This window comes from Collinsella aerofaciens, assembly GCF_028206995.1.
Classification (GTDB): Bacteria; Actinomycetota; Coriobacteriia; order Coriobacteriales; family Coriobacteriaceae; genus Collinsella; species Collinsella aerofaciens_AQ.
The window spans coordinates 127,121-150,483 of record NZ_JAQLFL010000005.1; the positions used below are offsets into that span (position 1 = coordinate 127,121).

Annotated in this window: 21 protein-coding genes and 1 tRNA gene; 1 reads left to right on the top strand and 21 read right to left on the bottom strand. The window is 61.5% G+C overall.

The window, feature by feature from the left end; translation table 11 throughout:
* Positions 1–78 precede the first annotated feature (78 nt).
* Positions 79–597, bottom strand: coding sequence for a dihydrofolate reductase (locus tag PMX60_RS05355; protein ID WP_271747160.1), 519 nt, complete (start codon positions 595–597; stop codon positions 79–81).
* Positions 598–606: 9 nt separating this feature from the next.
* Positions 607–1,455 carry a thymidylate synthase gene (gene thyA, locus PMX60_RS05360; protein WP_055309513.1) on the bottom strand — a complete coding sequence of 283 codons (849 nt, stop codon included), beginning with the start codon at positions 1,453–1,455 and terminating at the stop codon, positions 607–609.
* 166 nt (positions 1,456–1,621) lie between these two features.
* Between thyA and PMX60_RS05365 the strand changes: the two genes are divergently transcribed.
* Positions 1,622–2,386 carry a DUF134 domain-containing protein gene (locus PMX60_RS05365; protein ID WP_271747161.1) on the top strand — a complete coding sequence of 255 codons (765 nt, stop codon included), beginning with the start codon at positions 1,622–1,624 and terminating at the stop codon, positions 2,384–2,386.
* Between the two features lie 116 nt (positions 2,387–2,502).
* On the opposite strand, the gene ffh is transcribed toward PMX60_RS05365, so the two are convergent.
* The 19 genes from ffh to truB form a co-directional block, all read right to left on the bottom strand.
* Positions 2,503–3,978, bottom strand: coding sequence for a signal recognition particle protein (gene ffh / locus PMX60_RS05370; RefSeq protein ID WP_035138144.1), 1,476 nt, complete (start codon positions 3,976–3,978; stop codon positions 2,503–2,505).
* A gap of 10 nt (positions 3,979–3,988) precedes the next feature.
* Positions 3,989–4,906 (bottom strand): signal recognition particle-docking protein FtsY, encoded by a 918-nt coding sequence (gene ftsY / locus PMX60_RS05375; RefSeq protein ID WP_271747162.1) that lies wholly within the window; start codon positions 4,904–4,906, stop codon positions 3,989–3,991.
* Positions 4,906–8,442, bottom strand: a complete 3,537-nt coding sequence (gene smc / locus PMX60_RS05380) for a chromosome segregation protein SMC (protein ID WP_271747163.1) — start codon at positions 8,440–8,442, stop codon at positions 4,906–4,908. Before smc ends, ftsY begins: the two co-directional genes overlap by 1 nt.
* A gap of 10 nt (positions 8,443–8,452) precedes the next feature.
* Positions 8,453–9,178: a ribonuclease III gene (rnc, locus tag PMX60_RS05385; RefSeq protein ID WP_055286400.1), complete on the bottom strand. Its 726-nt coding sequence runs from the start codon at positions 9,176–9,178 to the stop codon at positions 8,453–8,455.
* A 3-nt stretch (positions 9,179–9,181) separates the two neighbouring features.
* Positions 9,182–9,424, bottom strand: a complete 243-nt coding sequence (locus PMX60_RS05390) for an acyl carrier protein (protein WP_055309519.1) — start codon at positions 9,422–9,424, stop codon at positions 9,182–9,184.
* 124 nt (positions 9,425–9,548) lie between these two features.
* Positions 9,549–10,568, bottom strand: coding sequence for a phosphate acyltransferase PlsX (plsX, locus tag PMX60_RS05395; protein WP_271747164.1), 1,020 nt, complete (start codon positions 10,566–10,568; stop codon positions 9,549–9,551).
* Between the two features lie 87 nt (positions 10,569–10,655).
* A complete protein-coding gene (gene rpmF / locus PMX60_RS05400; protein ID WP_022094017.1) occupies positions 10,656–10,835 on the bottom strand; it encodes a 50S ribosomal protein L32 in 180 nt (59 codons plus the stop codon).
* 64 nt (positions 10,836–10,899) lie between these two features.
* A complete protein-coding gene (locus tag PMX60_RS05405; RefSeq protein WP_271747165.1) occupies positions 10,900–11,454 on the bottom strand; it encodes a YceD family protein in 555 nt (184 codons plus the stop codon).
* Positions 11,454–11,951, bottom strand: a complete 498-nt coding sequence (locus PMX60_RS05410) for an ATP synthase subunit B family protein (RefSeq protein WP_040358176.1) — start codon at positions 11,949–11,951, stop codon at positions 11,454–11,456. The genes PMX60_RS05405 and PMX60_RS05410 overlap by 1 nt, the downstream gene beginning before the upstream one ends.
* A 68-nt stretch (positions 11,952–12,019) precedes the next feature.
* Positions 12,020–12,517, bottom strand: coding sequence for a pantetheine-phosphate adenylyltransferase (gene coaD / locus PMX60_RS05415; protein WP_117847654.1), 498 nt, complete (start codon positions 12,515–12,517; stop codon positions 12,020–12,022).
* Positions 12,510–13,166, bottom strand: a complete 657-nt coding sequence (rsmD, locus tag PMX60_RS05420; RefSeq protein ID WP_271747166.1) for a 16S rRNA (guanine(966)-N(2))-methyltransferase RsmD — start codon at positions 13,164–13,166, stop codon at positions 12,510–12,512. Before rsmD ends, coaD begins: the two co-directional genes overlap by 8 nt.
* On the bottom strand, positions 13,163–15,340 hold the full coding sequence (recG, locus tag PMX60_RS05425; protein WP_271747167.1) for an ATP-dependent DNA helicase RecG: 2,178 nt from the start codon (positions 15,338–15,340) through the stop codon (positions 13,163–13,165). Before recG ends, rsmD begins: the two co-directional genes overlap by 4 nt.
* A 10-nt stretch (positions 15,341–15,350) precedes the next feature.
* Positions 15,351–17,012: a DAK2 domain-containing protein gene (locus PMX60_RS05430; protein WP_271747168.1), complete on the bottom strand. Its 1,662-nt coding sequence runs from the start codon at positions 17,010–17,012 to the stop codon at positions 15,351–15,353.
* Positions 17,013–17,039: 27 nt separating this feature from the next.
* Positions 17,040–17,396, bottom strand: coding sequence for an Asp23/Gls24 family envelope stress response protein (locus PMX60_RS05435; RefSeq protein ID WP_022093773.1), 357 nt, complete (start codon positions 17,394–17,396; stop codon positions 17,040–17,042).
* Between the two features lie 195 nt (positions 17,397–17,591).
* Positions 17,592–17,666 (bottom strand) — tRNA-Asn (locus PMX60_RS05440).
* Between the two features lie 188 nt (positions 17,667–17,854).
* The gene (gene rpoD / locus PMX60_RS05445; protein ID WP_055286388.1) at positions 17,855–19,204 is read right to left on the bottom strand and encodes an RNA polymerase sigma factor RpoD; all 1,350 of its coding nucleotides are present in this window, start codon (positions 19,202–19,204) and stop codon (positions 17,855–17,857) included.
* Positions 19,205–19,314: 110 nt separating this feature from the next.
* Positions 19,315–21,423: a DNA primase gene (gene dnaG / locus PMX60_RS05450; RefSeq protein ID WP_271747170.1), complete on the bottom strand. Its 2,109-nt coding sequence runs from the start codon at positions 21,421–21,423 to the stop codon at positions 19,315–19,317.
* Entirely contained in the window at positions 21,416–22,423 is a 1,008-nt protein-coding gene (gene ribF, locus PMX60_RS05455) for a riboflavin biosynthesis protein RibF (protein ID WP_271747172.1), read from the bottom strand. The genes dnaG and ribF overlap by 8 nt, the downstream gene beginning before the upstream one ends.
* Positions 22,420–23,352: a tRNA pseudouridine(55) synthase TruB gene (gene truB / locus PMX60_RS05460; protein WP_271747174.1), complete on the bottom strand. Its 933-nt coding sequence runs from the start codon at positions 23,350–23,352 to the stop codon at positions 22,420–22,422. Before truB ends, ribF begins: the two co-directional genes overlap by 4 nt.
* Positions 23,353–23,363 lie beyond the last annotated feature (11 nt).

Here is a 23,363-nt window from a genome sequence, read left to right on the forward strand (position 1 = left end):
ATCTATACCAAACGAGGCGACGCTAAGCGCCGCCCCATGCATTCAATCAACACGATGATACCGTTCACGCCAGACGATTTACGCCTCGATGCGACGATACGTCACGAACTCATAATTGACGCCCTCGTCACCCTCACCGGCGGCAATCGTCGCGACCCCGCTACGCTGCGCAATCTCCCACGCGGGATCGGCGTCCAAGTCGGGAAAATACGTGTCCACGACATGCACGCAGTGGTTATGAGTGACCTCGGCCTCCACGCAGTACGGCAAAAACTGCCGATAGACATCGCCGCCACCGATCACCCAGGCAACGAGCTCATCGGCAACCGCAGAGAGCGCTTCGTCAACGCTATGCACCACGTCGACGCCCTCGCGGGTAAAGCCTATATCGCGCGTAAGCACGATATTGCGGCGGTTCTTGAGAGGACGCCCGCCGGGAAAACTCAGCAGCGTCTTGCGTCCCATGATAACCGGGCAGCCCTTGGTGCAGGCCACAAAATGGCGCATATCGGCGCGATTGGACACCACCATATCGCCCTCGCAGCCAATACCCCAGTCGTCACACACGGCGACGATGGCAGAAAGCTTACACGTCATGCGCGTCACCTACACCGCAATGGGGATGTTCTTGACCTGAGGGCCGTGCTCATAGCCCTCGACGATCAGGTCATCGGTCGTAAACGCATAGAAGTCATGCACATCGGGGTTGAGCGTTACCTTGGGTGCCGCAAACTGCGGACGCTCGATAAGCTCGCGGACGATATCGACATGACGATCATAGATATGGGCGTCGGCGATCACGTGCAGCAGCTCACCGGGAATCATATCGACCGACTGCGCGACCATCATCAGCAAAATGGCGTACTGGCACACGTTCCAGTTGTTCGCGGCTAAAATGTCCTGGCTGCGCTGGTTGAGAATCATGTTGAGCGTCGGCTTGTCGTCCTGAGGACGCTGCGTCACGTTATAGGTCACGCTATAGGCGCATGGATAAAGGTGCATCTCGGACAGATCGCTAAACACGTACGTATTGGTCATAATGCGGCGACTATACGGCGTGTGCTTAAGGTCGTACAGTACACGGTCCATCTGGTCGAAGTCGCCCTCGGCGTAATGGCTCTTCTGACCAATCTGATAGCCGTAGGCTTTACCGATGGAACCGGTCTCATCGGCCCACTCATCCCAGATATGGCTGTTGAGGTCATGCACGTTATTGGACTTCTTTTGATAGATCCACAGAATCTCGTCCATGGCAGACTTAAGCGCCGTACGGCGCAGGGTGAGCGCGGGGAACTCCTCGCGCAGATCATAGCGCGCCGTGACACCAAAGTTTTTAATGGTATAGGCAGGGGTGCCGTCCTCCCACACCGGGCGGACCTTTTGGCCCTCGGTGGTGGTGCCATGGTCCAAGATATCGCGGCACATGGTTACAAACTGTTGATCAGCTTTGCTCATTGACCCTCCTGTCAGTCGCCTACAAGCGAGATTCATTGTAGCCCAGGCGCACGCGGCCCCACAGCCCAAACATAAGCCCTCATTTTCTGACATATGCCAGAAATTCCTTGCGCAAATCCGCACGTTCGCTATTCTATTGTTGACATATGTCAGATTTGGAGAGTGTATGGCTGGAAGACGCGAAAAACTGCGCCGCGTTGGGATCATCCCCGAATATCGCGGCTTTACCCCCGATGGCCTTGCCAGCGGAGACGCTATCGATATGACGGTCGATGAGCTCGAAGTACTGCGCCTGTGCGATCTGGAGGGCCTCAATCAGGAGGCCGTCGCCCTGCACATGGGCATCGCCCGCGCCACGGTGGCGGCAATCAGCAGCCGCGCGCATCGCAAGGTGGCAAACGCGTTGGTCAATGGACGAGCGATTGTCATCGAGGGCGGTAATATCGCATACTCCCCCATCACCACGACGACGGCCGCATGGCCAGCAAAGGAGGTCGGCACCATGAGGGTGGCAACGACGTACGACAACGGCAACATCTTTATGCACTTTGGCCGCAGCGAGCAGTTCAAGATCTACGACATCCAAGATGGCAAGGTGCTCAACGAGCAAGTCGTAGGCACCGGCGGCACCGGTCACGGCGCCCTGGCGGGTCTGCTTGCCAACGGTGGCGTTGACACGCTCATCTGCGGCGGTATCGGCGGCGGCGCCATCAACGCGCTCACCCAGGCTGGCATCACGGTCTATGCGGGCGCCCAGGGCAGCTGCGATGCCAGCGTCGAGGCCCTCATTGCCGGCACGCTCGCTCAGACCGGCGAGGCCACCTGCGACTGCCATGGTCACGACCACGAGCACACCCGCGAGCATGGCGAGTCCTGCGGCTGCCACGGCCATCACGAGCACGAGGGCCACGAGGGCTGCAGCTGCCACTAACGACAAGCACCTCGTCGAGAACGCGCTTCCACGCGTGCGACAACCAGCGAACAAACGGCGAAGGCCGCCTGGAATACCATCCAGGCGGCCTTCGCCATACACGACTCAACTAGTCGTTACTTCTTGTTGCGCATCTGCGCTTCCATCTGGCGCAGCAGGTCCATATCGGACTTGGGGCCGCCCGTTCCCAGGCCGCCCATGCCGCCCAGCCCCATGGCATCCAGACCGGGAATATTGGGCATGCGCATCTTTTTGCCCTTCTTACCCTTCTTGCCCTTCTTGCCGCCGGCCTGCGCCTGATTGGCCATCGTGCGCATGCGGCCCATCATCTTATTCATCTCGCCCCACTGCTTCATAAGGCTATTGACCTCGGTGGGGGTCACACCGGCGCCCTTGGCAATGCGGGCACGGCGCTGGCCGTTGATGATGGAGGGGCGAAGGCGCTCCTCCTTGGTCATCGACATGATGATGGCCTCGTTCTTATCGAAGATACCTTCGTCCAGGTTACCACCCATCTGGTTAAGCGCACGCTGGCCACCGGGGAGCATGCCCAGAATGCCCTTCATGCCGCCCATCTTCTTGACGGCCTTCATCTGGTCGAGCATGTCGTTCATGGTAAAGCCCTCGCGCAGCATGCGCTCGGCGGCCTCGAGCTGCTCGGCGTCGGCCGCCTCCTGGGCCTTCTCGATAATGCCGACAACGTCGCCCATACCCAGAATGCGCTTGGCCATACGATCGGGGTAGAACGGCTCCAGCGAATCGGGCTTCTCGCCCATGCTCACAAACTTGATGGGCTTGCCGGTCACCTGGCGCACGGAAAGCGCGCCGCCGCCACGGGCGTCGCCGTCGAGCTTAGAGATAATCACGCCGTCAAAGTCGGTGCGCTCGGCGAAGGTCGAGACGACGTTGACGATATCCTGACCGGTCATGGCATCGACGACCATCAGCACCTGATCGGGCTTGACGGCCTTCTTGATGTCCACGGCCTCCTGCATCATCTGCTCATCGATCTGAAGACGTCCGGCGGTATCGACGATGACCACGTCGCGCAGGTGGTCGACGGCCTCCTGGATGGCGCCCTTGGCGATATCGACCGGGTGCGCACCGTCGCCGCGGAAGACCGGTACGCCGATCTCGCCACCGAGCGTGGCCAGCTGGTCGGCAGCAGCGGGACGGTAGACGTCGCACGCGGCGAGCAACGGCGAGCGGCCCTGCTTCTTGAGCAGGTAGGCCAGCTTTACGGCAGCCGTGGTCTTACCGGAGCCCTGCAGACCCACAAGCATGATGACATTGGGAATGCGGTTGCTAAAGACGAGCTTGCTCTCGGTTGAGCCAAGCATCTCGGTGAGCTCATCGAGCACGATCTTGACGACGTTTTGCGCCGGCGACAGCGACTCCATGACCTCGGCGGTCATGCAGCGCTCCTTGGTCTTGGCGACGAACTCCTTGACGACCTTAAAGTTGACGTCGGCCTCGAGCAGCGCCATGCGAATATCGCGCATGGCCGAAGTAATATCGGCCTCGGTCAGCTTGCCCTTGCCGCGCAGGCGGTCAAATGTGTCGTTGAGGCGATCGCTCAGGGAATCAAACACTAGTCACTCCTTAATTGGACTCGCCCACCAGGGCGCGGCAGAAATCTTTGGCATTGAACTCCTGCAGATCATCGACCTGCTCGCCCACGCCCACGCGCAGGATCGGGAGCTTGAGTTTCTCGGCCACGGCCATGGCGATACCGCCCTTAGCCGTGCCGTCGAGCTTAGTCATGATAATACCGTCCAGGCCCAGCGCCTCGTTAAACTCGAGCGCCTGGTTCAGACCGTTTTGGCCCGTCGCGGCGTCGATCACAAGCACGACCGAAACCGGCATGGGACCGGCGGCCATATTGGCGGCGCGCTTACGGGTCACATTGACCACCTTGGCAAGCTCGCGCATGAGCTCAGGGCTCGTGTGCAGACGGCCGGCGGTATCGATAAGCACCAGGTCGCTGCCGCGCTTGTCGGCCTCGTCGAGCACGTCGTAGCAAACACTTGCCGGGTCGGAGCCGCGGTCGCGCTTGATAACCGGTACGCCGGCACGCTGCCCCCACACATCGAGCTGCTCGATGGCGGCGGCGCGGAAGGTGTCGGCCGAACCGATCACCACGTTCTTGCCGCGGGCGGCCATGGCGCTCGCGATCTTACCGACCGTCGTGGTCTTGCCGGCACCGTTAATGCCCACAAACAGCACGCAGCTCGGCGTATCGGAAAACGGATCGCGCTCGATGGGCACAAAGTGCTGCTCGAGCTGCTCGGCCAGGGCACGGCGAAGCTGCGGAGCGGTCTTGAGGTTCTTCTTGGCCGCGGCATCGCGTAGGTCATCGGAGACCTGAATGGCGACCTCGGCACCCATGTCACCCATAACGAGGGTGTCCTCTAGGTCCTCCCAAAAATCCTCGTCGACCTCGCCGCCAAAGTAAAAGACCTCGTTGAGAGCCTCGCGGCTGCGCTCAAGTCCGCGCGAGAGTGCGTCAAAGAATCCCATTATGCATTCACGACCTTTCCGGTTTCGCGATCGAGTTTTTGCGAGACGACGCGACTGACGCCGTCGGCTTGCATCGAGACGCCATAGAGGACGTCAGCGTCCTCCATAGTACGGCGCTGATGCGAGATGACCAAGAGCTGCGTATCGGAACGCAGTACATCAAGGGCGCCGATGAGCTTGGACAAGTTGGCGTCGTCGAGCGCCGCCTCGACCTCGTCCAGCACATAGAACGGCACCGTACGCGTGCGGTACACGGCAAAGAGCAGGGCGAGCGCCGTCAGGCTCTTCTCGCCACCCGACATGAGCATCATCTTGGTGATGCGCTTGCCGCGCGGCTGCGCCACGACCTCGATACCCGTATCAGCCGGGTGCTCGGGGTCGGTCATCTCCAGATGCGCCTGTCCACCCGGGAACAGCATGGCGAAGATCTCGCGGAAGTTCGCATCGACCTTCTCAAAGGTAACTAGGAAGGCCTTACGCATCTTGCGGTCGATAGCCACGGTTATCTTGGTGAGCGCCTTGCGCGCGCTCTCCAGATCGGCCAGCTGCTCCTCGATGTAGTCGGCGCGGCGCTTAAGCTGCTCGTACTCCTCCATGGCAACCTGGTTCACGGGGCCCAGATTGTTGATCTGACGCACGAGCTGGTTGAGCTCGCGCTCGGCGGCATCGCGGTCCGTGGGCGCCGGAAGCATGAGCGCTTCCTCGAGTACCGTAGTGCCATCGGCGGTAATGGCCTTGATGGCCGCCTCCACCTGCACCTCGAGCTTGCCACGCGCGACCTTGAACTCGTTTTGCGTGGCAGAGGCGGTATCGACTCGCTCCTTAGCGCGGGCAACCTCTGCCTTGGCATCCTCGATGGTCTTCTTGAGCGAAGCGGAGTCCGCCTCCTCGAGCGAAGCCTGGTCACGCAGACGCGCAGCCCAATCCGAGGCACGCTCCAGCAGGGCCGAATAGCGCTCGTGCATGGGGTCGACGCGCAGGCGCAGCAGCTCGAGCGAGCGCGAGGCCTGGCGTGTTCCGCGGATACGACGGTCGATGCCCTCAAGACGATGCTCCAGGTCGGGCACGCGGCCCTTCAGCGAACGCAGGCGTTCGCTCGTCTGGGCTAGGCGAACCTTGGCGTCGGCGAGCTTGCCGGCAGCCTCGGAATCGTCACGGCGAACGCGGTCGAGTTCGTCGTTGGCCTCGGCAATCTGCAAGCCCAGATCGCTTGCCTGCGCGCGAGCCTCGTCACGCGAACGGGTGAGCTCGTCCACGCGCGGGCGCGAAGCGCGAACGACCTCGGAGGCCTGCTCGCGGCGCTTGGAGATGCGCACGCGCTCGACCTCGGCATTGTTGGCGCTTTGCTCCAAGCGGCCGATCTCGGAGAGCAGCGAGCGGCGCTCGCCTTCAAGACGGGCGATCTCGCCGGCGGCATCGCCCTCGGCGGCACGCGCCTCTTCGACGGCCGCATTGGCCTCGACGACCTGATCCGACACATGCTCAAACACGGCAGCCAGATCGGGCTCCAGGCCCTCCAGCTCGCGAATGCGACGCTTGCGCTCCAGAGCACCCGAGGCCTCGCCGGCATCGAGGCCCACGCGTACCAGGCCGCCGCAGGCGACGCGGGCGCCATCGGGGGTCACGTAAGTCACGCCGTCAACGACCGGCGCCGAAAGCGCGGCAGCAAGATCGTCCACTACGTAATAGCCGCCGAGCAGCGCCTCGACGACGGGTCCGTAGCCTGCGCGCACGGACAGACGATCAACCAGGCGGATACCGGCAGCGCCCTCAGCGGCGGTAGAGCCGCTCACGCCGCGCGCCACCAGCAGTGCTTCGCCTGAGGCCTTCTTTTGGTCCAGAGCCGCACGACCGGCACGCTCAAGCTTGGCGGCGTCATCAAACAGCAGCGCATCGATATCGCCGGCGAGCAATTGCTCAACCAGGCCCTCAAGCTCGCGAGGGGCTTCGAGCACATCGCCCAGGCGACCCATTACGTCATCGCCAAGCGCACCCACCAGACGGCTCACGAGCGGCGAGCTGTCGGCCATGCGCGCATCAAGCTTCTTTTGGCTGGCAAGCTCCGAGCGCACCTCGGATAACTTGTTGCGTGCCTCGCTCTCACGGGCACGCAGGTCCTTCAGGGCCGCGCGTGCCGTTTCGGTGCCTTCACGCGCATCAACCTGAGCCCGGCGCGCTTCCTCAAGAGCGCCCTCAAGCTCCTCGGCGCGGTCGCGACGGCTCTCGAGCGAAGCCGTGACCTCCTCGAGCTGTTCTTCGATCTGCTTCAGGCGCGAGGCATACATGTCGTCCTCGACCTCGGCATTGCTCAAGGAATCCTTCACCTTGGCGAGCTCGAGCGCGGCGTTATCGGCCACGCGCTGCACATCGCGTTGCTCACACGTAAGCTGCGATATCTGATTGTCGAGCGCCACGCGATGCTCGTGGAGCTGGGCGGCGGCAGGTCCGGCGGCGTCAACGTCCTCCTGGGCCTGCATGTACGCACCGGTCACTTCCTCAAGCTGCGCACGCGCGTCCTCGAGCTCCTCGACCACGCGACGTCGCTGATGCTCGGAGCTCGAAATCTGCCCGCGCATGTCAGACAGGCGCGACACCATATTGTGGCCCTTTTCCTCGAGCAGGCGCATGTCGGAGTTAATGCGGCCGACCACATCTTGCATATGACGGCGCTGCTCGCCCAGGTCGCCCACAAACAGGCCCTTTTCCTCGAGCATGACCTGAAGCTTCTCGAGCTCACGCTCCTTTTCGCCCAAGCGGTACTGCGCAAGCTCCAGCTCGGCGGCGCCTTCCTTGGAACGGCTCTCCAGGTCGTTCCACTGCGACTGCAGCGAACGCAGCTCGTCGACGGCTAGCATCTGCGTAAGCTCGTTCGCGCGCGAGGACAGCTCTTTGTACTTGCGCGCGCGATCGACCTGACGCTCCAACGGTCGCAGCTGACGGGCGATTTCCTTATTGATGTCACGGGCACGCGTCAGGTGCTCGTCCATCGACTTAATCTTTTTGAGCGCACGCTCCTTGCGGCGCTTGTGCTTGGAGATGCCGGCGGCCTCCTCGATGAGAGCGCGGCGCTCCTCGGGGCGGCTCTGCAAGATGGCATCGAGCTTGCCCTGGCTGATGATGGAATGCGTATCCTTGCCCAGGCCCGAATCGTGCAAGATGTCCTGAATGTCCATCAGGCGGCACGGGCTCGAGTTGATGAGGTACTCGCTTTCGCCCGAGCGATACATACGACGGGTGATGGCGACCTCGTCAAAATCGACGGGCAGCATATGGTCCGAGTTATCGAGCACAAGCGTGACCTCGGCGACACCCACCGGCTTGCGCGCTGACGAGCCCGAGAAGATGACATCCTCCATGGCCTGGCCGCGCAGCTGCTTGGCGCTCTGCTCGCCCAGGACCCACAGAATCGAGTCAGAGATGTTCGATTTTCCCGAGCCGTTGGGACCGACGATGACGGTCAGGCCCGGCTCAAACGTCATATGGGCGCGGTCGGCAAACGACTTGAACCCTTTGAGCGTGAGGGACTTGAGATACACGGTTCCTCGCTTACACGTGCTTCTTGTTCAGAATCACGCCGTTGGTGGTGTAACCCATGCGATCGAGCGCTTCGAGCGCGGCGGCTCCCTCGGCTTCCTTCTTTGAGGAGCCGGAGCCGCGACCCTGACGAATACCATCGATCAAAACCACGGCGGTAAAGGTGGGCGCATGCGCCGGGCCCTCGGAGCCAACGAGCTTATACGCCGGGGGCTCGTGGCCGTCGGCCTGCACGCACTCCTGCAAAAACGACTTGGGGTTCGCGGGATGCTCGGCGCGCTCGGAAGCCAAATGCGGCTTAAGCGTACGATGGATAAACTCCGCCGCAACGTCCCAGCCGGCATCCAGGTACAGTGCGCCCACGAGCGACTCGTAGACGTTCTCGAGCGCCGAATGCAGGCCGCGCGCACCGGTACCGGTCTCGGAGGCACCAAAGATGATGATGTCGTCGATGCCCAGCTCGTGAGAAACCTCGGACAGCGTAGCGCCCGAGACAAGCGACACCTTCAGGCGCGTGAGCTTGCCCTCGTCAAACTCAGGATAGGACTCAAACAGGGAGCGTGCGACCACAGCACCCAAAATGGAATCGCCCAAGAACTCAAGGCGCTCATAGCTGGCAGAAACCGGCTGGCCCTCGACTGCCGAGGGATGCGTAAGGGCCGCGCGCAGCAGCACCTTATTATTGAACTCGTGGCCCAGGATTTCCTGGGCACGCGTAAGTCGTTCGGATAAAGCCAAGACCTAGGCCTCCCTGGCGTTTTCGATCGCGTCGACGGCGTCGGCGACAGAGTTGAGCGAGAGCAGAGTCTCATCATCGATCTCGAGGTTGAACTCGTCCTCGATAGCCGTAACCAGCTGCAGGCGCTCGAGCGAGTTGGCATCGAGGTCGTCAAAGGTGGTCTCATCGCTAATTTCGGCAACATCGACGCCCAGAACGTCAGCAGCGACCTCGGCGATCTTGTCGAAGATTTCGGAGCGGTCCATAGCGCTTCCTCTCATAGTGCATGAATACCAAAAGAATGGTACCGCCCGGGCGGTACCAAGACACGGTTCTGATTCTACCCCACGACGTGCGCCGCGAAGCACATAACAGCGCTCTAACTCGCTCTTATAAAACGATACCGTCCATAGAGTTGGCGACATTCTCGACCAGTCCGGCACGTACGGCCTCAGCCGCCGCGAGCGTACCGTTTTTGACAGCCTCGACCGAGGTGGCGCCATGGCCGATCAGGACCACGCCGCGCAGGCCCAAAAGAATCGCGCCGCCCTTGGCGTCGCCCGAAAGCTTGGCCTTAATCTCGCGCATCTGCTTTTTGATGAGAAGCGCGGCAATCTTGGTGCCGAGCGAAGACATAAAGGCGCCCTTGAGCTCCTGCAGCAAAAACTTGGCAGCGCCCTCGGTGGCCTTGAGCGCAATATTGCCCGACATACCATCGGCAACGACGACATCGAAGTTACCCGAGGTGATGTCCGTTCCCTCGCAGTTACCAACAAAGCCGGGAACGGCGGCCTTCATAGCAGGGAAACAGGCCTTGGTAAAGTTAGAACCCTTCTCGTCCTCGGTGCCGTTGGCAAGCAGGCCCACGCAAGGATGCTCGATGCCTAGGACGACACGGGCATAGGCGCTGCCCATCTGCGCAAAGCGCACCATATCGTCAACCTCGACATCGGGGTTGGCACCCATGTCGCACAGCACCGTCAGACCGCCGGCGCGATTGGGCAGCGCATTGGTCAGACAGGGGCGCACCGGCTGTTTCTTGCCTTCGGCCTGATACCTAAACGGCGTCACGTAGGCGGTAGCAGCGGCGGTCATGGCACCGGTCGAGCCGGCAGAGAAGAAGGCGTCCGCATTTCCCTTCTTGATGGCGCGGCACGACAGCACGATCGACGACTTGCGTTTGGTCATCACGGCGCGAATGGGATCGTCATCCATGGCGATAACGTCGGGCGCCTCAAGGGCCTCAACACGTGCATGGGAAGCTGCAAAGGGATTGACGATTTCGGCGGGGCCAGCTGCCAAGACCTCGATATCGGGATCGGAGGCAAGTGCAGCCTCGATACCATCGAGAACAACCTGAGGTTTCTCGTCTCCGCCCACAACGTCTACACAAACGCGAACGTTACTCATATACATGCTCCTTATACAAAAATGGCCGACTCATTGAGCCGGCCATTGTGGTTCCATTTGGAACGGCATCGCATCCAGAGTATACCGTTACTCGGTAACGATAACCTCGCGGTCCTTGTAGAAACCGCAGCTGGGGCACACGTGATGCGGAAGCTTAACAGCGCCGCAACGGGGGCACGTGGACTGAGCCGCAGCCGAGATCTTCATGTTGGCGGAACGACGGGTGTGAGTGCGGATACGACCCTGCTTTTGTTTAGGTACGGGCATAGTGACCTTCCTTATGAACTATCCAGTGTGGCGATTACGCGCAAGTAGCGATACTACCACAGTTTTACTCATCAAGCTTGAGATTCTTCAATGCTGCAAATGGATTTTCCGTGGCAGCGGCCCATTCCGCCTCTGCCTGGGCGGCGCAATCGCATTGCTCGATGTTGAGATTGCAACCGCAAGTGGGGCACAGACCGCGACAATCGGGCTTGCAAAGCACCACAAACGGCGTGTCCATAACGACCGCGTCATTGATGGGCTCGCCCAGATCGACGATGCGGTCCTCACCCAGGAGCTCGTAGCCGTCCTCGTAGGCCTCGGGATCCTCGGGCTCCTCAAAGAGATAGAACTCCTCGATCTCGCCAGCGATATCAAACGAGGCGGGCTCCAGGCAACGGTCGCACTCGCCGGTGGCGTGCGCGCGGACCATGCCCGTGAGTAAGACACCGGTACCGGCATTGGTAAAGACAACGTCGTAGTCGATGCCGTCCTGTAGCCGGTACTCCTTCTCGCCCACCGTGTAGGTGGCGACATCGACCTTACCGATCAGCGGATACGAATCTCCTGGAAACTCGAGCTGCTCGGAAAGATCGACGGTAACGCTCGGGAACTCAGCCATTACCACTGACCATTCTGTTGGGCGGCACCCTCGTTGAGCTGCTGACGGCAACGGGTAACGGTGCCGGTCAGGCTCTTGAGGTTCTCCTCCAGATGCGTAAAGACCTGCTCTGCGTAGTCCTCGGCAGCATAACGCGTCTCACGCTCGTACTGCTGGGCACGATCGCGGATGTCGTCGGCCTGCTGCTGCGCTAAGCGGACGATCTCCTGCTCACCGGCAATGGTGAGAGCCTGCTGCTGAGCGTCGGCGATGATGGAATCGGCCTGAGCGGCGGCGGAAGCCATAAGCTCCTCGCGCTCCTTAAGGATACGGCGGGACTTCTGCCACTCCTCGGGATAGCTCATACGGATCTCGTCGAGGATGTTGAAGAACACGTCGGCGTCGATGACCTTGAACTGAGCGTTCTTGCCGAAAGGCGGCTTGGCTTCCTCGATCAGCCCCTCGAGCTCATCGACCAAGCTGACGATCCTATCGCCAGGAAAATTCTCGCCCGGCATCCGGTCTCCTTTCATAGGTAACATATCATCGTGCTAGTTTACCACATGCCACCAGGCAATAAGAAACGTCACGAAAAGCGATGTCTGAGCGCTTCGACCACGTTGGGCGGCACAAACGTCGATACATCGCTCCCAAGCGACGCAATCTGGCGTACCACCGAGCTCGAGATGTAACCGTACTGCGGAGCACTCATGACAAAGATGGACTCCAGCTCGCTATCCAAGCGATAATTGAGATCGGCCTGCTGCAGCTCATACTCAAAGTCGGTCATGGCGCGCAGGCCCTTGACCACGGCCCCCGCCCCCTGCTCGCGAGCGAAGTCGACCAAGAGGCCGGTAAAGGGCAGGACCTCGACGCCGTCGATATCACCGAGCGCCTCGCGGGCCAGCGCCACGCGCTCATCGAGCATAAACGTGGTGCCCACACCGTTTTTACCCTGCGACTCGGCAACAGCGACGATCACGCTGGGAAAGATGCGTCGGGCGCGGCGGATCACATCGATATGGCCAAACGTGATGGGATCAAAGGTGCCCGGGACGATCACGCGGTTAATGGTGTCATTCATGAGCATCCTCCTGAAACGTCGTGGCATCGTTGTTGTCGACATCGGTGACTGCGCTATCGCCCTCACCGTCGTCATCGCCGACCCAACGAAGCAGGTCGACCGAGGTAATGCCGTAGCGCTTTTCACGTACAGTCTCAAAGCCTGCCGGATGCGCGCCTGCATCGGCGGCGGCATGCTCAAACAGGGCATAAGCACCAGGTGCAAGCAGACCCTGCTGAGCCAGGTTCTGAAGCAGTTCCTCGACCGGCTCGGCACCAAAAGCATAGGGCGGGTCGAGCAGGACCAGATCAAAGGGGCCGCCCGGCACACGACCGCGCGAGGCACTCGCCAGCATGTCGCCCGTGACCACACGCCAACGCGCAGGGTCACGGCAGAGCGACTCAATATTCTTGGTAATGAGCCGCGCGGCGTTGCGATCGATCTCAAACGTCGTGAGCGAGCGGGCCCCACGAGAGAGCATCTCTAACCCTAAGGCACCGGAGCCGCCAAAGGCGTCCAGCACACGGACCTCGTCCAGATCGAAATCGAATGCCGACATGACCATAGATGCGCACGCCTCGCGCACGCGATCAGTCGTGGGGCGGGTGACATCGCGACCACGGGGCTCCTCGATCTTACGACCGCGCCATTCGCCGCCGATGATTCTCATCCTCCGCTGACCTCCTTAAATATGGGTCGATATCGCATGGCGACCGCATCGCGCAGGGGGCGCGTCGCCACGGAGTCAAGGGTGCAAGCATACCGCAAGAGCTCGACCGCGTCCAAATGGGCCCACTCGATCAGCTCCTCGTCGGCATCCAGATCGACAAAGCGCAAGGTCACGCCGCCGTGCTGGCGGTACCCCAGGATTTCGCCCTCGTGACGCAGACGCAGGTCCATCTGGGCGAGCGTAAAACCGTCCGAGGTCTTTTCGAGCGACTGCAGGCGGTCTTGCGCCGCCGACGCGCCGCCGTTGCCCTTGGAGTGCGTCATGACCAGGCACGTGCCCGACACGCTGCCACGGCCCACGCGACCGCGCAGCTGGTGCAAGGCAGCCAAACCAAAGCGCTCGCCGTTCTCGATAACCATGACGGTGGCATTGGGCACGTCGACGCCCACCTCGACCACCGTAGTCGAGACGAGCACGTCAATCTCGCCACGCTTGAAGGCATCGATGACCCGATCCTTCTCCCCCGCCGGCATACGGCCGTGAAGGCGCTCGACGGTAAGCCCCGGCAACGCAAGACGCAGTCGGTCGAGCTCGGTTGCCGTATCGTGAAGCGGCACGGGGACCGTCACGCGGCCCTCGTCGTCGCGGGCAATACCGGGCACGTCTTCCAGCTCATCGGCCGAATCGCTCGGCTCCACGAGCGGACAAATCACGTAGGCCTGCTGACCCTTTTCATGCGCCTCGCGAATGGCGCCATAGGCGAGGTCGCGGCTCGACTCGGTGAGCACGTGTGTGGTCACACCGGCACCCGGAACAGGCCGGTGGCGGATGATGCTCGTATCCAGATCCCCGTAGACCGAAAGCGCCAGCGTACGCGGGATGGGCGTTGCCGTCATAACGAGCAGATCGGCACCGGGGCCCTTCGCGCGCAGGGCGTTGCGCTGGCCCACACCAAAGCGGTGCTGCTCATCGATGACCACGAGCGATAGATGCTTGAACGCAACGTTATCCGAAAGCACCGCGTGGGTGCCAAAGAGCACGTTAAGCTCGCCCGATTCCAGCTGTGCATGGATGCGCTCGCGCTCTGCAGCCGGCGTGGCACCCGTCAGAAGCGCCCAGGACATGCCGGCCTGCGAGAGCAGAGGGCCGGTCTTATCGGCATATTGGCGCGCCAGCACGCCCGTGGGCGCCATAACGCAGGCCTGCGTGCCGCTATCGGCAGCCACAGCCAGTGCGCAGGCGGCAACGGCGGTCTTACCGGTACCGACATCACCCAACAGCAGGCGGTTCATCACGCGCCCGTCATCGCACATATCGCGCAGGATATCCTGGAACGCGGCCTCCTGCTCGTCGCTCAGCGAAAACGGTAGGGCTTGCTTGAGCGCGGCCAGGTGCTCGCCCGCGGTGTGGGCATAGGGCACCACATCGACCAGGCCGCCGTCGTTGCGCAGACGCAACGCCAGCTGCAGGTAGAGGCACTCCTCGTAGGCAAGCCGTGCGCGCGCGATATCGCGCTCGGCCATACTCGATGGAAAATGGATCGAACGCAACGCGCGGGCATTGCTCATGAGCTTCCGCTTTGCGCGCAACGGCGCGGGAATCGGATCGAACGGATTGCCGACGACCTCGAGCGCGCCGCTTACGATGCGGCGCATCCACGCCTGGCTCACGCCATCGCTCACGTAATGGACCGGCAGAATGGTGCCTGCGGCGCGCCCGTCCTCGAGCTTTTCAAAGTGGGGCGAGGCCATCTGCTTAAAACCGTAGGCAAACTCGACCTTGCCCATCACGGCCAGGCGGTCGCCCTGCTTAAGCTGCTGGGCAATCCAGGGCTGGCGGAAAAAGGCGACCTGCAGCACGCCCGTCTCGTCAACGAGTGAGACCTCAGTCACCTGCATGCGCGGACGCGGCTGCTTTTGGACGATACGGTCGACCGTGGCGATGATGGTGCACACGGTACCGATGGGCGCCATCTCGATAGACCAAGAACGGGTAAAGTCGAGGTATCGATGAGGGATATGGAGAAGGAGGTCCCCCACCGTCCGAATTCCCAGACGGCGAAGGGCCTCCTCACGTTTACCCGAAACATATTTGAGTCGCGCGATATCCTCGTCGAGCGCATTGCTCTGGGCAAAGCGCTCCGAGACGCGCGGCACGGAGCACAGCTCGGACATGGGCAGTTGCCTACTCGATCGAGAAGATCACGGGATAGAGCGGCTGCTCGCCACGATGGGCGTCGATCTCCAGATCGGGCTGAGCCTCCTCGATAGCGTCGACGATCTCCTGGAAGGCCTCATCGGACAGCTCCTCGCCGGCCAGAATCGTCAGCGCATCGCCCTCCTCTTCCTCCTGCATGCGGTTGATGCAATCGAGCGTGACCTGCTTCACGTCAGAGCCGACCACATCGATGGAGCCGACAATGATGCCCATGACGTCACCGGAGTGAATCGGCGAGCCGTCGGAGGCGCTGGAGTCGCGCACGGCGCGGGTGACCTCGCCATCGCGGACCTCGCTGATGGCGTCGACCATGGCGGCGACGGCGTCCTCGAGCTCGGAATCGGGCAGGACCGCGAACAGCGCCGAGAAGGCCTGAGGAACGGTCTTGGTGGGAACGACGGCAACCTTCTTGTCGGTGCAGGCAGAAGCTGCGGCCTCGGCAGCCATGCGGATGTTACCGTTATTGGGCAGGATGATGACTGAGGTCGCGTTGACCTGGTCCACCGCGCCCAGCAGGTCGGCGGTCGAGGGGTTCATGGTCTGGCCACCGGAGACGACCACGTCGACGCCAAGGGACTTGAGGATGTCGGCCTCGCCGGAACCGGCGGCAACGGCGACAAAGCCCAGCGCCTTGTCGGGCTCGGCGGCCTTTTCCTGATCCTCGTGGATCTTGGCGGTACGGTCGTGGGCCTCCATCTCCATGTTGTGGATAAAGACCTCATAGATCTGACCGAGCTGCAGCATGTGCTCGAGCACCAGGTTGGGGGTGTTGGAGTGCACATGGATCTTGTAGTCGGGATAGGCGCCCACGAGCAGCTCACAGTCGCCCATGGAGCCTAGGAACTTAAGGCACTCGTCCTCGTCAAACGGGGCGTCGGCCTTAAACAGGAACTCGTTGCAGTAGCGGAACTCCGAGCCCTCCCAGTCGTCGTTAGCCTCGATCTCAACACGGCCAAGAGCGGCATCGCGGGCAGAGCCGGCGGAGTCAAACGTAGCGGAGAAATCCTCGACAACGGTGCTGCGACCAAGCGCGGCGGCAACAAAGTTCTCCAGGAAAATGGCAAAGCCGAAGGCGCCTGAGTCGACCACGCCGTTCTCTTTGAGGACGGGCAGCAAGTCGGGCGTGCGGGCGACGGACTGGTACGCCTCGACGACGATGGCATCGAGCGCATCCTCGGCCGAGAACTTCTTCTTCTCGCACTCGTCGGCCTTGGTCGAGACATCGCGCAGGACCGTGAGGATCGTGCCCTCGATGGGCTTGCGGACAGCCTGGAAGGCGACCTTGACGGCGCGACGGAAGGCGAAGGCAATGTTGGCGGACGTAATGGGCTCGTCGGCAGAGACAAGGCCCTCGGCCACGCCGCGCAGAATCTGCGAGGTGATGACGCCGGAGTTACCGCGGGCGCCCATCAGGGAACCGTGGGTGATGGCGCCGGCGATGGCCTCCATGTCGGCATCGGCGGGAAGGGCGGAAAGCTCCTTGGTCACCGAGGCGAGCGTGAGCGACATGTTGGTGCCGGTGTCGCCGTCGGGTACGGGGAAGACGTTGAGCTTATTGATCTCCTCGGCCTTGTCGGAAACGGCAGCCGCAGCGATCGGAAAACAGGTGCGAATGGTCTTTGCAATCATGGGTATTTGAATCTCCGTTTTCGGATGCTAGTTCAGACGGCTCTTGAGCGCGTCGATATGGATGCCGATCTTAAGGCTGGCGGGATCGATCTGGGCGATCTCCTGCAGGGTAAAGGCAACGGAGCTCGAAAGATTGTGGCAGACGGACTTCATGTTGACGCCGTTCTCGAGCACGACGTGAAGATCGACCGTAAGGCCGTTCTCGTCGGCGGAGACAAGCACGCCCTTACGGAGGCGCTGACCGGCAAGCAGACGCACGCTCTCGGCGCCCTGGAGCTGCTCAGCCATACCGACAACGCCATAGCACGTCATCGCGGCATAACCGGCAATATCGGCAATAACGTCGTTCGAGACGCTCAGGCTGCCGTTAATGGTCTCAGACACAAGAATCTCCTTTTCTTGGTGCTCGCGGCACCATGTCGTGGGAGCAATCATTGCAATATTCTACAACGACCGCGCCATGTTGAGGTGGCGGGCCTCGGGATTACATCCTCGACACGAAATGTTGATACGGTAACGTTCGCGAACGGCGATCGCGGCATGAAAAAACCCGCCGCATAAGCGACGGGTTTTACAACCTGGCTCCCCGGGTAGGACTCGAACCTACAACAGCGCGGTTAACAGCCGCGTGCTCTACCATTGAGCTACCGAGGAATAGGTGCGTGCTCTCAAGCAACGAAGTTTATTATACGGACGAATCAGCTCAGGGCAAGAACTTTTTTAAGAATTTTTCCGACCTAGTCATTGGGGACGTTCTTAAACGACCACTCATTCAAGAACGTCCCCAACGACTACATGAAAGCGCCCCCAAGCGGATGTGCTTGAGGGCGCCTCTTGCTTGACTAGCTCTCGATATAGTCTTTGAGCTTGCTGCTACGGCTGGGATGGCGGAGCTTGGCCAGGGTCTTGGACTCGATCTGGCGGATGCGCTCGCGCGTGACGCCAAACTCGCGGCCGACTTCCTCGAGCGTACGGGGATGTCCGTCGACAAGGCCAAAGCGCAGCTCGATAACCTTGCGCTCACGATCGGCAAGCGAGTCGAGCACCTGGGTGAGCTGCTCCTGCAGCATAGAGAAGCTGGCCGCATCGGGCGGAACGATGGCCTGGGAGTCCTCGATGAAGTCGCCCAGCTGAGAATCCTCTTCCTCGCCGATGGGGGTCTCGAGCGACACGGGCTCCTGCGAGATCTTCTGAATCTCGCGGACGCGGTCGGCACTCATGTCCATCTCGGCACCGATCTCCTCGGGGGTCGGGTCGCGACCCAGGTCCTGGAGAAGCTGGCGCTGCACGCGGACGAGCTTGTTGATGGTCTCGACCATGTGCACGGGAATACGGATGGTACGGGCCTGGTCGGCGATAGCGCGCGTGATGGCCTGACGGATCCACCACGTGGCGTACGTGGAGAACTTAAAGCCCTTCTGGTAGTCGAACTTCTCGACGGCGCGGATCAGACCGAGGTTGCCCTCCTGGATCAGGTCCAGGAACAGCATGCCGCGACCGACATAGCGCTTGGCGATGGAGACGACCAGACGAAGGTTTGCGCTGATGAGCGCCTGCTTGGCTTCGAGGCCCACGTTCTCAATGCGCGTAAGACGACGCATCTCGGCACGTGTGAGTTCGAGCTCACCAGCATCGGCAGCCTCGAGCTTCTCGGTGGCCTCAAGACCGGCCTCGATCTTCATAGCCAGATCGACCTCTTCGGAGGCGGTCAACAGGTCGACCTTGCCGATCTCCTTGAGGTACATACGGACCGGGTCGCCGGTCAGCATCACCGTGGAGGCATCGATGCCGCGCACGCGCGAACGCGAACGGGACGTGCGCACGGTGCGCTTCTTCTTGCTCTTGGAAGAACCCATCTCGGCGTCGGCCTGACGGGCCATCTTGAGCTCATGATCGTCGAGCGAGCCGGAATCGTGCTCGTCGTCGTCATCGAAATCGTCGGTATCGGTATCGTTATCGTCATCGTCGACGTCCATGGGGGCGTCGTCGTTACCGCTCGCGGAGATAATCTGGATGCCGCTGTTGCGCAGCGCGGAATACACCGCAGTGAGCTGCTCGTCAGAAACATCGATATCCTTCAGGGCGACCTGAATCTCGTCCTCGGTTACCGAAGTCCTGTTTGAGCCGTTGCCCATGAGCTTTGCAACGTAGGATTCCAGCCCAGTACCCGTGCTCTCAGTCTTTTTTGGCACAGATTCTCCCTTCATAGTCCACAGGACTCAATACTTTAGCACACACATTGACGTCTATACCCAAAAAGAGGACTGGATATAGGCGAGAATACGCTGGTTGACCACAACATCTAGGCCTGTTCGGTTCCTGCGGTCTCCAAACCAATCAAACGGAACGGGTCCGCCACGCCGCCGATCGACTTTTGCAGCTCGCGTTGACGCTGCGAATCCTGCGCGGCCTGCACGGTCAGCGCGCGACGGGCCTCATCATCGAGCGAACGGTCCTGTCGCAGCTTGGCCTGTGCGGCACGCATGCGGCGCTTGATGGTGTAGAGCTCGAGCGTATCGAGCATAAACACGATGTTCGTCTCAGTGGGGTGCTTGCTCGTCGCCGAGATGCGCCCGGCACTCACAAGCGTTGCCGCATCTGGACACACTGAGCGCGCCGCATCCATGCAGGCTGCAGGATCGGTTCCCGGCGGCGTTGCCAGAACGGCCCATGCGATGGACTCGTGACGTGGGTCAACCCACTCGATGGAGCAGATGCGGTCGGCATACGTGCGGAACAGGTCGGGGTAACTCGTGAGCATCGTCAACAGCTCGCGCTCCCCTGCCAAGGACTTGCGTTCAAGATCGGTAAGAACCATCGGCGCCGCCGCAGACGGCGCGCCCGAACCGTCAGCCGCAGGCACAGCGCCCATACCATCAGGCACATCGATCGGCGGCAGATCGCCAACGACCTCCACGGGCGCGGCACCGTAGGCATCGAGCGGGACGTAGTCGTACGGCTCTTCTTCGACCGGCGCGGACACCGGCGGCGTCGCGCCCGATGCCCAAGCACCGCGACCGACATCGCGAGAACCCGACGCCCGACTGCCTATCCCGCCGGACCGCTCAGCCTGTGCCCGCTGGCGTTCATAGTTCTGCTCACGGCGGCGTTCCGCATCTTCGCGCTTGGCGACATCACGAAACACACGGCCCGAGCTCGCACGCACGGTCTCCAGATCCAAACCCAGCAGATCGGCAATCTGGATAAAGTACGTGTCGATCATATAGCTATCGCGCAGCGGATAGATAAGCGTCAGCGCATCTTCCAGCGCCTTTGCGCGACCGCCCGGCGTGGTGATGTCGCTCGACTCCTGCAGCGAACGGTACACAAAGTCCATGAGGGGCTCGGCGGCGTCAATGCGTTTCTGCAGCTCCTGGCCGCCGCGCGCCGTAATAAACTCCATGGGGTCGTTGCCGTCGGGCAGTACCACGCAGCGCAGGTCCATCGAATCCTGCTCGATAAACTGAATCGCGCGGCGGGCGGCCTTCTGGCCCGCGGCATCGCCATCGAACATATACACGATGCGCTTGGCAAAGCGAGTGAGCGTCTTGACGTGATGCTCCGTGAGCGCGGTGCCCAGCGTGGCGACAACGTTTTTAATCCCCGCCTCCCAGCAGGCGATGCAATCGGTATAGCCCTCCACCACGATGGCGGTATCCTGCGCGACGATAAACTCCTTGGCCCAATTAAAACCGTAGAGGTTTCGCTTTTTATGAAACACGCTCGTCTCGGCGGTGTTGAGATACTTAGGCTGGCCGTCGCCCATAATGCGACCGCCAAAGGCAATGTTGTGACCCTGCTCGTCAAAGATGGGAAACATCACACGGTCGTAGAAGCGGTCGGCGAGCTGCCCGCGCCCGCGGCTCACGGCAACGTTGGCGTCGATCATCTCCTGCGGGGTAAAACCCGCCTGAGACAGGTGCGACACCAGCATATTGCGGCCCGGTGCAAAGCCCAGGCAGTAGCGGCGGCAGACGTCGCCACCCATGCCGCGGCTGGCAAAGTACTCGCGCGGACGACCGTCCTTACCGCGCATAAGCATGGTGTGGTAGAACTGGGCGGTCTCGGCGCACAGATCGTAGATGCGGGCACGCTTAGTACCGCGCTCGCGGCGATCTCCGGTGTCGTGCAGCTCAATACCTGCGCGATCGGCCAAATAACGGATTGACTCGGGAAAGCTCAGGTTCTCGCGCTTCATGATATAGGTGAAGACGTCGCCACCCTCGCCGCAGCCAAAGCAATGCCACACCTGCGTGGCGGGAATAATGTGGAAGGACGGCGTCTTTTCGCCATGGAAGGGGCAGCAGCCCCAAAACTCATGGCCGCGGGGCTTGAGCTCAACCGATTCCTGCACGATGGCAACCAGGTCAGACGCAGCGCGTACCTGGTCTTTTTCCTCATCGCTAATCACGGATGCTCACCCCCTGCTTGCCCAAGTTGTGACGAATGTCCTCGATATTACCCTCGACGGTCGCGATCAACTCATCCAGCGAATCGAACACACGCGAGGGACGCAGCCAGCGCGTAAACGCCAGCGAAACGAAAGCGCCGTAAAGGTCGCCCGTATAACCAATTAAGTTGGCCTCGAGATGCGCCGAAGCGGCATCGTCGGCATACGTTGGCGGCAGGCCGACGTTCACGGCAGCGGGCCACGCGGTGTCATCGACCAGCACCAGACCCTCATACACGCCATCGGCTGGCACCTGAATGCCGTCGGGAACCTGCAAGTTTGCCGTGGGAAAGCCCATGCCAGAACCCTCGTGACGGCCACGAATAACACCGCCACGCACCATATACGGACGGCCGAGCAACTCAGCAGCAAGCTCCACATGGCCCTGTCCCAGCTCATGACGAATGCGGGTGGCACAAATGGCCTCACCGCCTTCGCAAAGCAGGTCGTGACCATACACGTCAACGCCGCGCTCGGCACCCCAGGTGCGCATCTCGGCAACACCAGATGCACCGCCACGACCCAGCCTAAAGTCACTGCCAACGCGAATCGATCGAATGTCGACCAGACGCGACACCAGCGAGAGAAAATCAACATGGTCAAGCGCCGCAACCTCAGGCGTAAAGGGAACGGCCACCACCGCATCGACCCCGGTTTGAGCCAGGGCATGCAGACGATCGGCCGTCGTCATCAATTTTTGAGCGGGCGAAGGGCTTACCACGACGTCCGGGTCAGGATCGAAGGTAACTACGACCGCCTTGCAGCCATGGGCACGGGCATCACGGACAAGCGCTTCGATGAGTTCCTGGTGTCCAAGGTGAACGCCATCGAACACGCCGATGGCAATCGATGCGGCACCCAAGTGCTCGCACTCATCAAACGCATCGGCAGCAACGATGCGAGCCTCGTCCGACTCGCCCGCGAAAAAGACGCGCGCGAGCTCGCGAGCGGACAACATCATCGAACACCGCCGATTGCCTGCGGAAACACGTGCTCCATGACAAAGCGGCCACTCTCAATGCGGGCGAGCGCCTTGAGTCCCCCATCGAGCACCAGCGCAAACAGCGCCTTCGAGATATCGAAATCGGCAAGCGCACGCTCAACGGGAATGCGACGGCCGCAGAACAGGTCGTCGGCAAGATTGCCCGGCAAGTCAACACGCGTGGCGCCCAAGGCCGCAATGGGATCCAGGGCAAAGCCAGCCGCAGACTCGGGAGAAAGCTCCTCGACCGAATGACAAGCGCCAATGGAAACAACACCGGAGGCCGTGCGGCGCAGCGCGGAAATGTGCGCGGCGCTCTCGCAGGCGCGGCCCAAGTCGCGGGCAAGAGCCCGGATATAGGTGCCCTTGCTGACCGAGAACGCCACGGTCCACACACACGTATCACCTTCGCCGCCCACGGCGATCAGGTCGGCGGCATAGACCTCGACGGGGCGCGGAGGTAGGTCCACCGCATTGCCCTCGCGAGCAGACTTGTAGGCGCGAACGCCATTGACCGAGATAGCCGAAAACGCCGGCGGCACCTGCATCTGCGGACCCAGCATGGCGGCCAAGTGCTCACGGGCATAGGCAGGATCGCGGAGCTCGTTGGCAACAGCCACTGTGCGGACCGCCTCGCCCTCCGCATCATCGGTATTGGTCTCGGCACCAAACGAGATGTCGGCGACATAACTTTTGGTATCGAGGGTTAGCATGCCCAGCAGACGGGTCGCCTGGCCCACGCCCACCACCATGACACCCGAGGCCATGGGGTCGAGCGTACCAGCATGGCCGACGCGTCGCTCATGAAGGGCGCGTCGGCACCGCGATACCACGTCGTGGGACGTACAACCCACCGGCTTATCGACGGCGAGCAGCATATTCAATTGAGAAGGCGTACGACGAGCCATGTACCATCCAA

What these genes read in the sequence shown, in the direction of transcription:
- PMX60_RS05355 (WP_271747160.1), bottom strand. Translation starts at nt 597, where the DNA reads ATGACGTGTAAGCTTTCTGCCATCGTCGCCGTGTGTGACGACTGGGGT.
- thyA (WP_055309513.1), bottom strand. Translation starts at nt 1,455, where the DNA reads ATGAGCAAAGCTGATCAACAGTTTGTAACCATGTGCCGCGATATCTTG.
- PMX60_RS05365 (WP_271747161.1), top strand. Translation starts at nt 1,622, where the DNA reads ATGGCTGGAAGACGCGAAAAACTGCGCCGCGTTGGGATCATCCCCGAA.
- ftsY (WP_271747162.1), bottom strand. Translation starts at nt 4,906, where the DNA reads ATGGGATTCTTTGACGCACTCTCGCGCGGACTTGAGCGCAGCCGCGAG.
- PMX60_RS05390 (WP_055309519.1), bottom strand. Translation starts at nt 9,424, where the DNA reads ATGGACCGCTCCGAAATCTTCGACAAGATCGCCGAGGTCGCTGCTGAC.
- plsX (WP_271747164.1), bottom strand. Translation starts at nt 10,568, where the DNA reads ATGAGTAACGTTCGCGTTTGTGTAGACGTTGTGGGCGGAGACGAGAAA.
- rpmF (WP_022094017.1), bottom strand. Translation starts at nt 10,835, where the DNA reads ATGCCCGTACCTAAACAAAAGCAGGGTCGTATCCGCACTCACACCCGT.
- PMX60_RS05405 (WP_271747165.1), bottom strand. Translation starts at nt 11,454, where the DNA reads ATGGCTGAGTTCCCGAGCGTTACCGTCGATCTTTCCGAGCAGCTCGAG.
- PMX60_RS05410 (WP_040358176.1), bottom strand. Translation starts at nt 11,951, where the DNA reads ATGCCGGGCGAGAATTTTCCTGGCGATAGGATCGTCAGCTTGGTCGAT.
- coaD (WP_117847654.1), bottom strand. Translation starts at nt 12,517, where the DNA reads ATGAATGACACCATTAACCGCGTGATCGTCCCGGGCACCTTTGATCCC.
- rsmD (WP_271747166.1), bottom strand. Translation starts at nt 13,166, where the DNA reads ATGAGAATCATCGGCGGCGAATGGCGCGGTCGTAAGATCGAGGAGCCC.
- recG (WP_271747167.1), bottom strand. Translation starts at nt 15,340, where the DNA reads ATGTCCGAGCTGTGCTCCGTGCCGCGCGTCTCGGAGCGCTTTGCCCAG.
- PMX60_RS05430 (WP_271747168.1), bottom strand. Translation starts at nt 17,012, where the DNA reads ATGATTGCAAAGACCATTCGCACCTGTTTTCCGATCGCTGCGGCTGCC.
- ribF (WP_271747172.1), bottom strand. Translation starts at nt 22,423, where the DNA reads ATGATGTTGTCCGCTCGCGAGCTCGCGCGCGTCTTTTTCGCGGGCGAG.
- truB (WP_271747174.1), bottom strand. Translation starts at nt 23,352, where the DNA reads ATGGCTCGTCGTACGCCTTCTCAATTGAATATGCTGCTCGCCGTCGAT.